General features: G+C 42.3%; 9 protein-coding genes and 1 riboswitch. All 9 genes read left to right on the forward strand.

The window, feature by feature from the left end; all coding sequences use genetic code 11:
- The first annotated feature begins 930 nt into the window (after positions 1-930).
- The 9 genes from MKY14_RS05220 to MKY14_RS05260 all read left to right on the forward strand — a co-directional run bounded on the left by MKY14_RS05220 (position 931) and on the right by MKY14_RS05260 (position 12,945).
- Positions 931-2,460 (forward strand): TPM domain-containing protein, encoded by a 1,530-nt coding sequence (locus MKY14_RS05220; protein ID WP_340975922.1) that lies wholly within the window; start codon positions 931-933, stop codon positions 2,458-2,460.
- A 174-nt stretch (positions 2,461-2,634) separates the two neighbouring features.
- The gene (locus tag MKY14_RS05225; protein WP_340975924.1) at positions 2,635-3,762 is read left to right on the forward strand and encodes a phosphodiester glycosidase family protein; all 1,128 of its coding nucleotides are present in this window, start codon (positions 2,635-2,637) and stop codon (positions 3,760-3,762) included.
- Positions 3,763-3,882: 120 nt separating this feature from the next.
- Positions 3,883-4,815, forward strand: a complete 933-nt coding sequence (locus tag MKY14_RS05230) for a LysR family transcriptional regulator (protein ID WP_076105621.1) — start codon at positions 3,883-3,885, stop codon at positions 4,813-4,815.
- A 16-nt stretch (positions 4,816-4,831) separates the two neighbouring features.
- Positions 4,832-5,947, forward strand: coding sequence for a 5-methyltetrahydropteroyltriglutamate--homocysteine S-methyltransferase (locus tag MKY14_RS05235; RefSeq protein ID WP_076184511.1), 1,116 nt, complete (start codon positions 4,832-4,834; stop codon positions 5,945-5,947).
- A gap of 139 nt (positions 5,948-6,086) precedes the next feature.
- Positions 6,087-7,214, forward strand: a complete 1,128-nt coding sequence (locus MKY14_RS05240) for a 5-methyltetrahydropteroyltriglutamate--homocysteine S-methyltransferase (RefSeq protein WP_340975926.1) — start codon at positions 6,087-6,089, stop codon at positions 7,212-7,214.
- 164 nt (positions 7,215-7,378) lie between these two features.
- On the forward strand, positions 7,379-8,101 hold the full coding sequence (locus tag MKY14_RS05245; protein WP_036678376.1) for a YebC/PmpR family DNA-binding transcriptional regulator: 723 nt from the start codon (positions 7,379-7,381) through the stop codon (positions 8,099-8,101).
- A gap of 7 nt (positions 8,102-8,108) precedes the next feature.
- Positions 8,109-8,171: riboswitch (Fluoride riboswitch) on the forward strand.
- Positions 8,172-8,238: 67 nt separating this feature from the next.
- On the forward strand, positions 8,239-9,549 hold the full coding sequence (locus MKY14_RS05250; RefSeq protein ID WP_340975928.1) for a voltage-gated chloride channel family protein: 1,311 nt from the start codon (positions 8,239-8,241) through the stop codon (positions 9,547-9,549).
- A 445-nt stretch (positions 9,550-9,994) separates the two neighbouring features.
- On the forward strand, positions 9,995-11,560 hold the full coding sequence (locus tag MKY14_RS05255) for an ABC-F family ATP-binding cassette domain-containing protein (RefSeq protein WP_076280393.1): 1,566 nt from the start codon (positions 9,995-9,997) through the stop codon (positions 11,558-11,560).
- 95 nt (positions 11,561-11,655) lie between these two features.
- A complete protein-coding gene (locus MKY14_RS05260; protein WP_076125842.1) occupies positions 11,656-12,945 on the forward strand; it encodes an amidase family protein in 1,290 nt (429 codons plus the stop codon).
- Positions 12,946-13,063: the final 118 nt, after the last annotated feature.

Consider the following 13,063-nt stretch of genomic DNA (forward strand, 5'->3'; position numbering starts at 1 on the left):
GAGTAAATAGCTGCAACTGAGTCCGATATACTACCGCAAACGCTCAAATAAACAGAATAACGTCTCCTGAGTCCGATGAATCGGCGAAAAGTATGTTATCCAGCAGGGGATTCCAAGCCCCAATTATCTCAAGTAACTAAGAAGTTTAAGAAGGATCCAAAACTCCCATTATTTCAAGTAACTAAGAGAGTTCAGTGTGTTCCGGACCGTATTGCAGCTATTTCAGCATTTCAGCTCATTTTGCTGCGTTATCGGACTGTATAGCACTTATTGGCCAAAAATTTGCGGATAAGTGGTGTGGTTTTAAGTAAATAGCTGCAACTGAGTCCGATAGCCTGCCGCAAACGCTCAAATAAACAGAATAACGTCTCCTGAGTCCGATGAATCGGCGAAAAGTGTGTTATCCAGCAGGGGATTCCAAAACTCCAATGTACCTCAAGTAACTAAGAAGTTTAAGAAGGATCCAAAACTCCCATTATTTCAAGTAACTAAGAGAGTTCAGGGTGTTACGGACCGTATTGCAGCTATTTCGGCTTTTAAGCTCATTTTGCTGCGTTATCGGACTGAATAGCACTTATTGGCCAACTTTTGTGGATAAACAGTGTGGTTTTGAGTAAATAGCTGCAACTGAGTCCGATAGCCTGCCGCAAACGCTCAAATAAACAGAATAACGTCTCCTGAGTCCGATGCATCAGTGAAAAGTATGTTATCCATTAGGGGATTCCAAATCTCCAATGCTCTTGAGTTTGATCCATCAACACAACACGATGATTGCCCCTGAAGTGACTCGCACGCCTCAAATCACCCGCCTCATAAACTCTAACCGTTTTTTCCTGTTGTGTAATTTCCAGTTTAGAATAAAATGGAACTATTCCGCTAACCGCGCGTAACCGATAAATAAGAGAGATAATGATAGATCAGGAGGTACATATGAACACGAGAACTCTAAAAATACTGCTACATACCACACTTGCTGCCTTATTGTTAAGTGTATTGCTTTTGCCGGCCGTAAGTTTAGCCAAAACTGCTGTACCTAAGCATACAGGGTCATTTTATGTGAATGATTTTGCGAATGTGATTGACGAGAAAGCAGAGAATTACATGGTGAACTACGGTATTCGATTACATCAGGCTACTGGAGCTCAAGTTGTGCTTGTAACTGTCGATTCTACTGAAGGGGTTTCGATGGAAGAGTATGCAAAATCGCTTTTCAATAGCTGGGGTGTGGGGGCTGCGGATAAAAATAACGGTCTGCTGCTGCTCCTTTCTATAAAAGATGATGATTATTGGGCGGTACAAGGTAAAGGTATAGAGGAATCATTGCCTAACAGTAAGATTAAAGAGATTCTTTCACAATATCTTGAGCCGGATTTCGCAGCTAAAACATACAGTAATGGTGCTAGGAAGACGTATGGAGCTTTTATTCAAGCTATGGGCGGCACTTGGGCAGAAAATGTTGGCACCAAAAATTACGTATCCGATAATGCGGGTGTGCTCAAAAAAGTAACTAAAGACTATCTGAACGATTCCAGCAACAGATATAAAACAACAACCGGAAGTGGAATTTATGTGGTCACCGTAAAAAATGCTGGGGATAAAACATTGCAGGACTATACTTATATGAAGTTTGCTTCGGTAGGTGCGGGTCCTAAGGATGTTATGCTGGTATTGGACATAGGCGGAGACAACTATCATGTTCTACAAGGCAAGGATATCGACAAGGTTTTAACCAATGAGGCTATTAGTAATATTTTAAATACCGTGCTTGAACCCCAATTTGTGAAAAAAGATTACGGTACGGGAGCTACAACGACAGTTAATTCGTTCTACAGTTTCTTGTTAGCTAGAGCGGATCATCCGCAAGGAGTCACTGGAAACAACGGAAACAATGTTAATCCTGGAACTACAACGAATTCTGGTACTTCCTCTACTACAGCTACAAGTGGAGGTGAGGCGGTTAGTAAAAGCAAGGCTTTTCTAATTTTCTCAGCGATTTTTGGTTCGCTTATCTTATTTGGATTTACTGCTTCACGACGCAATAGATATATAGAAATGTATGGTTTGCCATTTAATCCATATAGCCAAAGGAATATACGCCGTTATGGTCCTTGGCATGGTCAAGCGGATTACGGTTATGGCAGACGCTGGCACAGACGTTATTATCATCACCACCATAGGAATACAAACAATTCGCAATCAAGTTTCTGGGGAAACAGTGGTGGCGGAGGCTCTACTAACGGTGGCGGTGCAGGAAGGTATTCCTCAAGCAACGAGAACCATGGTGGTGGAGGTTCCAGCAGTGGTGGAGGAGCAGGAAGACATTCTTCAAGCTCATCCAGCCGCAGCTACTCAGATGATGATGATAGAGGCTCATCAGGTGGTGGCGGTTATTCCGGCGGTGGTGGCTCATCAGGCGGCGGCGGTAGCGCTAGCAGCGGCGGTGGAGTAGGAAGACATTAGAATTTGTTTAGCTTTAGATGAGCAGGTAGCCAAGATATTGGAAACCTGCTCGTTTTTTGTTTTTGAATGCTGACTATTTCTCAAACAGAAACTTTTAACGAAAATCATCGTCTATGATAAGGACGAGTTGTACATATTATCAAATTAGTAATATTTAGGGAGGAATACTCAGAAGTGAGCACTTCATCATTACCTCAACATTCCAATGCACGCAATAAGAAACCTGTAAAGAAACCAATAAAAAAGCGGAAGAAACGGAGTTTTTTTCGCACCTTATCCAAAGTTTTTTTATTCTGCTTATTCTTAATGATCGCTGCTGGTGGATGGCTTTATTTTGCACCCTCGGCTCAGAACTTACGTTATACAATCGCAGATACGCTAATTACAACACAACATCGCTATATGGCTAAATATATTATAGGTGAAGATCAACTGAAGGGCCGGGTAACCGAATATACCGCCCGTTTTGAAGAGATGGGGGACGAAATAGATACACATACGATCGCTCCCGAACCTGAGGTGGTAGAGAAGCCGCTTGTCGAGATTGAGAATGTCTCAGGCAGTGGCTATACCGGATATGTAATGATTGTTAATGATCCAACCAAAGTCCGACTAGGAATACCTAATAAGATTGGTTCAGGTGAAAAAGTAACCAGTATGGTGAAGCGTACAGGCGCTATCGCTGGAGTTAACGGTGGTGGGTTCGCTGATCCGAACTGGAAAGGTAACGGGTTTAAACCCATAGGAATTGTAGTCTCACAAGGTAAGTTATATTACAACGGTCTTGGCGGTAAAAAATCTACACAGATTGTTGGTCTGGATAAACAAGGAAAAATGGTTGCAGGGAATTATACGCTAGATGAGATTAGTAAAATGGGGGTTCAGGAGGCAGTTACTTTTAGCCCGCGGCTAATCGTCAATGGCAAAGGATTGATTAAGAATGCAGCGGAAGGTTGGGGGATTGCACCTAGAACAGCAATGGGTCAGCGGGCAGATGGCGCTATTATTTTTGTGGTAATTGACGGACGACAGCCTACTTATAGTATTGGAGCAAATCTCTATGATGTGCAGCAAATTTTGCTTAAGCATGGAGCTGTGATAGCGGCTAATCTGGATGGTGGATCTTCTACGGTACTAGTAAAAGATAATGAGATTATGAATAAACCCTCATCCCAATATGGTGAGCGGTATTTGCCTACAGCTTTTTTAGTTTTTGAGCATCCAGAACAGGTTGATATGCCAAATATCTGGAAAGGACTAGATCCTGCCAAGATTGATGCTGGGAAAAAGAGAACACAATAAGTACGCGTTATTGGGCACATAATAAGGATTATCTTGGAATGAGATGTGTATTTATGCTACGATATCAGCTAGTATGAAACAGAATGTAGTACGAATAGGTCTGGAACAGGGGGAATAGGAGTGACGTTGCAGCAGCTCCGCTACGCTATCGAAATTGCAAATAGTGGCTCCATGAATGAGGCGGCAAAGAAACTCTTTGTTTCTCAACCGAGCCTGTCCAACGCTATTAAAGAGCTTGAAAATGAACTTGGGATTACCATCTTTGAAAGGACGAACCGTGGAATCAGCATTTCTGTAGAAGGAATGGAATTTCTCGGATATGCCCGTCAAATCATTGAACAAACAGAGCTTATGGAGAATCGTTATACTGGGAAAAAGCGTAGCCCAATCTATTTTTCCATTTCGACTCAGCATTATGCTTTTGTGGTAGATGCTTTTGTGAGTCTCATGAAGCAAAGTGATGTCTCAGAGTACAACTTCAGCTTGAGAGAGACGCAAACCTACGACATCATCGAAGATGTGCGTACTCTCCGTAGCGATTTGGGGATTCTTTATATTAACGAGAGCAACTATAAGCATATGAATAAGCTGTTCAGTGACGGTAATCTGAAATTCACGCCACTCTTTAATACTGACCCACATCTTTATGTTAGAACTGGACATCCGCTTGCCCAGAAGGAAAGGATCTCGCAGGACGATATTTTACCTTTTCCGTATATTACTTTTGAACAGGGTGAGAACAATTCACTTCACTTCTCGGAGGAAATGTTAAGTTTTTCTCAGATTGAGAAGAATATTAAAGTGAATGACCGGGCAACCTTGACCAATTTATTAATGGGCACGGACGGTTATACAGTGGGTACAGGAATCATGGCATCCGATCTGAACGGTAATGGACTGAAGACGATTCCATTTGAGAGTAATGAAGTATTCACGGTTGGTTGGATTGCGCATAAAGATCGTAGACCTAGTGTGATGGCATCCAAGTATATAGAAATCTTAAATGACTTGGTTTCCGGAAGTTATTTTGATCTAAATCATTTTTTACTATAGCTGTAGGAGGATCGGTATGATTAGACCCGTAACTGGCACCCAGAGAAATGCTCCACCCTTTCGCTATGATATCGTCGGCAGCTTCTTGCGTACGGAAGAGATTAAAGCAGCCCGCCTCCAATATGAGAATGGTGAAATTACAGGTAGTGAGCTTTATGAAATAGAGAATATTGAAATTGCTAAACTACTGGAATTAGAAAAGGAAGTAGGATTATTAGCAGTAACAGATGGTGAGTTTCGCCGTTCCTGGTGGCATCTTGATTTCTTTGTCGGAATTAAAGGAACTGAAAAGATTAACTTAAACCAAGGGAATGGAAGAGCCGAAACGGTTCAGCGTGCAGAATCATTCCGAATTGTTGACCGGATTTCCTTTGAAGATCATCCCATGCTACAGCAATTTATAAAGCTCAAGGAAATGGCGGGAGACCGGTTACCCAAAATGACGATCCCTTCACCTGCCCTATTTCACTTTGTGGAGGAGTTTAATGGAAATGAAGTTTACCCTGATAAGGAAACTCTATTTCAAGATATCATTGCGGTTTACCAAACTGCGATTCAAGCCTTTTACGATGCAGGCTGCCGTTATCTTCAGTTAGACGACACAACTTGGGGAACGCTGAGCAGTGGCCGACATCGCGCCCATTTACGCAGTAGAGGTACAGATCCCGATCAGTTAGCAAAGGATTACGTTAGGCTGATCAATGAGAGTATTGCGAATCGTCCGCATGATATGACCATCGCGCTGCACGTTTGCCGAGGTAATTTTCGCTCCACTTGGTTCGCTGCTGGCGGTTATGAGCCTGTTGCCGAGGTGCTTTTTTCCAATACAAAAGTTGATGCCTTTTTCTTGGAATATGATAATGAACGAGCTGGCGATTTCGAGCCCTTACGATTTATTAAAGACCAATTTGTAGTGTTGGGATTAGTAACGACCAAACATGGGGGTCTGGAGAGTAAAGAGCAGCTTAAGGCAAGAATCGAAGAAGCCGCACAATATGTAGATATTGAAAAGCTGTGCCTTAGCCCTCAGTGTGGATTTGCTTCTACGGAGGAAGGAAATATTCTAACTGAAGAAGAGCAGTGGGATAAAATACGCCTTGTGATCGAAACCGCCCGAGAGGTCTGGTTATAATTAAATAAGCTAATTTGGTGGCCTGCTATAGCGTAAGCTTATGGTAGGCCATAGTTTTTAGGAGTTACCCTGTCCTGATTGTACAGTGCTATAGTGAATTCAACAGAAAAGCACAGACAATGAAGGAGGCCGAACCCCTATGAGTACCATCCAAAAAGGAAAACAAAGAACTGAAGTGCCATTCAGAGTAGATATCGTTGGCAGCTTCTTACGTCCGGAAACGATTAAGAGAGCTCGTGTCCAATATCAAAATAATGAAATCTCCGCTGATGAATTGCGCAAGGTAGAAGATACAGAGATTGCCAGAGTTGTGAAAAAACAAAAAGCGGTTGGATTAAAAGGTGTAACGGATGGAGAGTTCCGCCGCTCCTGGTGGCATTTAGATTTTATGTGGGGCCTTGAAGGGGTAACAAAGAAAGTCAGCCCAGTGGGCTACCTGTTTAATGGTGTAGAGACCAGAGCGGAAACTGCAGAACTATCCGGAAGAATCCGTGGGACTAGCCATCCAATGATCGCTGACTACAGACAATTGGTTAGCATAGCGGGAAATGATGTAGTAGCGCGCCAAACGATTCCTTCGCCAGCGCAGTTCCTTGCTGAACTTCAGCGCAATCAAAAGACTACTGTAGCTGTTTACGACAAGCAGGATGAACTTGTGGCTGATATTGCTGCAGCTTATCGTGAAGTTATTCGTGATTTCTATGAGGCAGGTTGCCGTAATCTGCAATTGGACGACTGTACATGGGGTATGCTTTGTGATAAAGGATATTGGGAAGCCCGTCAAAAAGAGGGTGTAGATGTTAACGAAATCGCTAAGTTATACGCATTTGTAAATAACGAAGCGATAAAAGATCACCCAGCAGATATGGTTATCACGATGCATGTATGCCGTGGGAACTACGCGTCCACTTGGGCAGCATCCGGCGGATACGAGCCTATCGCAGAAGTGTTATTTGGAACGGTGGATGTAGATGGTTTCTATCTGGAGTTCGATACGGATCGGGCCGGAGACTTTGCACCCCTTAGATTTATTAAAGATCAGCAAGTAGTTTTAGGTTTGTTCAGTTCGAAGTCAGGTGAGCTTGAGAATAAAGAAGAAATCATTGGACGGATTAAAGAAGCTTCGCAATATGTGGATATCAATCAGTTGTGCCTGAGCCCACAATGTGGTTTTGCCTCTACGGAAGAAGGAAACCATCTGACAGATCAACAGCAATGGGATAAACTGCAGTTTATTAAAGAGATTGCAGATGAAATTTGGCAGTAATCTATAAAAAATTAGCAGGCTCCTGATTGAATCAGGGGCTTTTTCTATCTGTATTGTGACAGCTTAGAGGATTAACCTACTACTGCACTTTACTAGAGCTATCGAAGAAGGGTATAATAAGTAACAATTGTTTTTAATTCATGTTGAAAGAGAGCGGGAACAATATGGGTCGTAAGTGGAATAATATTAAAGAAAAGAAAGCTTCCAAAGACGCAAACACAAGTCGTGTTTATGCAAAGTTTGGTGTTGAGATTTATGTAGCAGCAAAGAAGGGCGAACCCGATCCAGAAGCGAACCGGGCCCTGAAAGTTGTATTAGAACGTGCAAAAACTTACAATGTACCAAAAGCGATCATTGACCGTGCGCTTGATAAGGCTAAAGGTAGCGCTGAAGAAAATTATGAAGAGCTTCGTTATGAAGGATTTGGACCTAGCGGTTCAATGATCATCGTTGATGCGCTAACAAATAACGTTAATCGGACAGCTCCATTGATCCGTTCAACCTTCAGTAAGAATGGCGGAAATATGGGTGTCAGCGGATCAGTAGCTTACATGTTTGACTCTACGGCCGTTATAGGTGTGGAAGGTAAAACTGCTGATGAAGTAATTGAAATGATGTTTGATGCAGAACTTGATGTACGCGATGTGCTGGAAGAGGATGATGCAGTTATTGTTTATGCAGAACCTGATCAGTTCAATGCAGTACAAGAAGTATTCAAGAATGCAGGCATCACTGAATTTACTGTTGCTGAGTTAAACATGCTTCCACAAAACTATGTGGCACTCCCAGAAGATGCTCAAGCTCAATTCGAGAAATTGATTGATGCTTTGGAAGACCTGGAAGATGTTCAACAAGTGTATCATAACGTAGATTCAGAAGAAGAATAATTTAAGTTTTATAAAGGGCGATGGAGTTCGCCGTAACTGTCTCTCTGAGACTAATGACTCCTACCAGTGTGAGCTTCCCTGGTAGGAGTCTGTTTTATTGTTGAGACTAATTTATTTTGTCCTTAGGAGCTGTCGAGATGAATCCATGGTCTACCCGATGGTTTGAAATCACTAAGAAGCGAAGTTATTTTGCTCTTTGGAGTACATTTATCAAATGGATTGTGCTCGGCAGTGTAGTTGGTATTTTATCCGGCACCGCCTCTGCTTTTTTTCTAAAAAGCTTGGATTACGTAACAGATGTACGTTTAGAGCATCCAGGGCTACTTTATTTGTTGCCTCTTGGGGGAGTATTTGTTAGTTTCCTATATATGCGTTACGGAAAAAACAGCGCTAAAGGAAATAACCTTATTATAGAACAAATTCAGGACGGCCAAGAGACTATACCTTTGCGAATGGCTCCATTGGTGTTGTTCGGAACATTAGTAACCCACTTGTTTGGTGGATCCGCTGGGCGTGAAGGGACAGCTGTTCAAATGGGCGGAAGCCTTGCGGAATGGTTCGGAAAGCTGATTAAAATCAGTCCTCTGGATCGTAAGATACTGTTAATGTGCGGGATCAGTGCAGGCTTTGGTTCTATTTTCGGAACACCGCTGGCTGGAACCTTATTTGGTCTAGAGGTAGTAACCATTGGACTTATTAGCCAACAGGCATTACTTCCATGTTTTGTGGCTAGTTTTGTTGGTGATCTGGTCACCACTCGATTGTGGGGTGTTCATCATACACACTATGTAGTGAATGAATTTCCAGCTTTAAGTTTAATGATTATTCTAAAAGTGGTATTGGCCTCTGTAATTTTTGGTCTCGTGAGTATGCTTTTCAGTGAACTGACTCATTTTCTAAAAAAAATCTTCACCGCCAGGATAAGCAATCCAATGATAAAAGGTGCCGTAGGTGGATTAATTATCATTGCCTTAGTATTCCTTGTAGGGTCTCGTGATTACTTAGGCCTCGGAATTCCGTTAATCAAGGATTCTTTTGAGGGAGATGTCTCGCCGTTCGCTTTTTTATGGAAGCTGATCTTTACCGCCTTTACCTTAGGAACAGGATTTCAGGGTGGTGAGGTTACTCCGTTATTTACGATTGGTGCCACACTAGGAAATGTCTTGGCTGGAATATTACATGTTTATGGACCCTTTTTAGCTGCCCTCGGTTTTATTGCTGTCTTCTGTGGAGCTACTAGCACGCCTATCGCTTGCTTCTTAATGGGTATCGAGCTGTTTGGTTCGGAAGGAGCCATATACATGTTTATCGCTTGTGTGGTGAGTTATTTATTCTCCGGACATAGTAGTATTTATACTTCACAGCTTATTGGTGTATCGAAGAGCCAGTTCATTACTATTCCTCAAGGGACTAGGATCGGTACGGTCAAACGCGCCCGCAAAAAATAACAGCACCTCTCGGATGGTGGTTGACAAGTGCGGATACACGATTTAAAATGTAGCCAAACGAAGGGATGGTTCAACATGATTCATGTGGAAACTGAAAAATTATATACCAGAAGCTGCTCCGAACAATCGGATACAAACGATGAAACGTTGTCCGGAGCTTAATCAAAAAGCGAATCGCTTTTTATATCATCGAAAGATAGCTAGGTCATTTTAGTGTGATTATTCATGCTTATTTGATTACGCCATCTTCCGATGTTAATGATTAAGAGGCTGTAGACAATTTTCGTCTACAGCCTTTTGTGTTTATAATGTTCAGTTTCCAAACTGACAATTATCTATTTGTGCCGTCTATTCGTGCACTAATAAGCAGAAGGCTTGCGCCCAAGGGCGCGGTGTCTTCTGCTTTTTTTGTGCTTAAAAACAATTATAGAAAAGAGGAAAGCAAATGAGTTTACTTGAGGTTTCTAATGTATCACATGCTTTTGGAGATAAAGTGCTGTATAAACAGGTTTTTTTGGAAGTCTACAAAGGGGAGCATGTAGGTGTAGTGGGTCAGAATGGAACAGGGAAAAGCACATTGATTGGTATTCTGACGGGCGAGGTGATTCCTGATGGTGGAACGATTAAATGGCAGCCCAATATCAAAATAGGTCATCTTGATCAATACGCGGTTATTGATGGGTCAAGTACCGTTCAAAGTTATTTAAGGAGAGCGTTCACTGAATTATACGAAATGGAAGAAAAGATGAATGCACTTTATGCGGAATGTGCTGTTACTGGCAATGAAGTGCTTTTGCAGAAGGCAGCAGACCTTCAGGAACGACTTGAGGCGCTCGACTATTATTCTATCGAGAGCAATATCAGTAAAGTGGTTACGGGGCTAGGATTAAATGCAATGGGGATGGACCGTCCTATTGATCAGCTTAGTGGGGGGCAGCGAACCAAAGTTATATTGGCAAAGCTGTTGCTTGAACAACCTGATGTGTTATTGCTCGACGAGCCCACCAATTATCTCGACACCACGCATATTAACTGGCTTGCTGAATATCTGATAGCGTTCGATCAAGCCTTCATTGTGGTCTCTCATAACTACACTTTTCTCGATAAAATATCAACAAGCATTTGCGATATTGAAGGGGAAACGATTAAAAAATATCATGGCAAATATGCTGATTTTTTGAGACAGAAGGAGCATTTTCGCGAAAGCCATATCCGGCAGTACCATGCACAGCAGAAAAAAATTGAAGCCACTGAGCAATATATCCGGAAAAATGGTGCTGGTGTTAATTCTAGAATTGCCCGTGGCCGTCAGAAGCAGCTGGATCGTATGGAGAGAATCGCTGCACCGACGTTTGTCACTAAAGCATCTATCCGTTTTCAAGAGCTTCCTGTTACTGCACAAGTTGCGCTTAGAGTAGACCATCTTGTGGTTGGTTACGATAAGCCGCTGCTTCCAAAATTAACATTTTCCATTCGAGGAGGACAAAAGATAGTCATAGCAGGCTTTAACGGCATCGGAAAATCAACATTGCTGAAAACATTAGTTGGTCAAATCCCCTGTGTTGCCGGAGCATTCCGCTTTGCCGAACAAGTCTCTATTGGTTACTACGAGCAAGATTTAATTTGGGAAAACGATAGCATGACACCCATTGAAATCGTCGCATCGTTTTATCCAAAATTGACTATTAAGGAAATACGTCGTCATCTAGCATTATGTGTTGTAAAAGATAGTCACGTTACACAGCCTATCCGTACACTCAGCGGTGGCGAACAATCCAAAGTTAAGCTGTGTCTTTTATTGCTTACAGCATGTAATTTCTTAATCTTAGATGAGCCCACTAATCACTTAGATGCCGAAACAAAAGATGCTTTACAGAATGCTTTAATCCAATTTAAAGGTACAGTGATTCTGGTTTCTCATGAGGAGCAATTTTATCAAGGGTGGGTGGATCGTGTAATCAATATTGTGGATGAAAATAGAAATAGAGAACTAAAGTATAGCCATAGATAAGGTTACCTAGTAACATGAAGCTGTTCCAAATTAATACAATCGTCTTTAAATGGCTTCCTGGTTTAAGTGAATATTAAGGAGGGCTCCAATCAGACATGTACATTAATAAATCTTCGTTAGCTCAGTTTGCTCAGGGCAATAAGACCTCAGATGTGACCATGGATAGATATCTTACACAATATTTAGATCTTTACGATAAGGTAGAACCACACGTGCGTGCTTTTGTGCCAGAGGAGAACCGAGCAGATAGAATAAAAAATGAAGTGGCTAGGGTAAAAGAGAAGTATTCGGAATTTCCTAAACCATCGCTATATGGAATACCTGTTGGAATCAAAGATTTAATTCACTTAGACGGGTTGCCTACCTGTGCAGGGTCGAACCTTCCCCCACAAGCTTTGACGAAGTCTGAGGGCAGTTTTATTCAAAAGCTTCGGCAAAAAGGGGTTTGGTTCACCGGCAAAACAGTGACGGAGGAATTTGCTTATGCCGGACCTATCACGACCCGTAATCCTCATCAGCTGGATCATACGCCTGGCGGCTCTAGTGCAGGCTCTGCTGCTGCGGTTGCCGCGGGTATCTGTCCATTTGCGATAGGTACACAAACCTTGCGTTCTGTTATGGCACCTGCTTCATTTTGCGGAGTGGTCGGCTTTAAACCTAGTTATGCGCGTATCCCTATAGATGGTGTCCAATTGATGTCGCCATCTTTTGATACGTTTGGATTTTTCACTCAGGATATGGAGGGTATGGACTTTCTCGCCGCGGAGCTAGTAACAGAATGGAAACCATTTAATGAAGCTCGTAAACCTGTGCTAGGGATACCCGAAGGTGTATACATGACATTATTGGAGGATGACACCAAGATAACCTTTCAGAAGCAGCTTAAGAAGCTTGAGGAAGCAGGGTTCAGCATAAAAACAGTTGCGATGCCGTGGGAAGATAGCTTTATCTACGGAGATGCCATGGTGCGGTTTGTTCACGGAGAAATGGCGCAAGTCCATCATTCACTATTTGATATTTATAAAGATCTTTATGAGGATACCGTACGGCGGGCTATTTTATCTGGACGAACCATCACTGAGGAAGAACTGGAAGGATATCGTAGCGGACAAATCAAGCTCAGAAATGATCTATTAGATGTGCAGAAATCACAGGGGATTGATTTGTGGGTTTCGCCAGCTCAGGCAGGAACAGCTCCGCTGTGGGGTTCACGAACCGGATGGACCGGAATGACGGCCATTTGGTCATATGCTGGAGCGCCTGCGGTGAGTATTCCAGCTGCCTCTATAAATAACATGCCATTAGGATTTCAATGTATCGGGGCATATGGCAGGGATGAAGAGTTAATTTATTGGAGTAAAGTGGTTTCTTTAGCGCTTCAGTGATTCTATGGCTTTAGAAATGGATCAATTATTGTATTTTGTTCTAAAACGTAATCGGTAGATTACACAGTAGGTCTTCGTTTTATTTGAAGATCTACTTTTTTTTGTATAAAGTGAGAGT

The organism is Paenibacillus sp. FSL R5-0887 (assembly GCF_038002305.1).
GTDB lineage: Bacteria > Bacillota > Bacilli > Paenibacillales > Paenibacillaceae > Paenibacillus_AQ > Paenibacillus_AQ odorifer.

Coding starts and splice junctions, on each gene's coding strand:
- MKY14_RS05235 (WP_076184511.1), top strand. CDS start 4,832: ATGATTAGACCCGTAACTGGCACCCAGAGAAATGCTCCACCCTTTCGC.
- MKY14_RS05260 (WP_076125842.1), top strand. CDS start 11,656: ATGTACATTAATAAATCTTCGTTAGCTCAGTTTGCTCAGGGCAATAAG.
- MKY14_RS05250 (WP_340975928.1), top strand. CDS start 8,239: ATGAATCCATGGTCTACCCGATGGTTTGAAATCACTAAGAAGCGAAGT.
- MKY14_RS05220 (WP_340975922.1), top strand. CDS start 931: ATGAACACGAGAACTCTAAAAATACTGCTACATACCACACTTGCTGCC.
- MKY14_RS05240 (WP_340975926.1), top strand. CDS start 6,087: ATGAGTACCATCCAAAAAGGAAAACAAAGAACTGAAGTGCCATTCAGA.
- MKY14_RS05255 (WP_076280393.1), top strand. CDS start 9,995: ATGAGTTTACTTGAGGTTTCTAATGTATCACATGCTTTTGGAGATAAA.
- MKY14_RS05245 (WP_036678376.1), top strand. CDS start 7,379: ATGGGTCGTAAGTGGAATAATATTAAAGAAAAGAAAGCTTCCAAAGAC.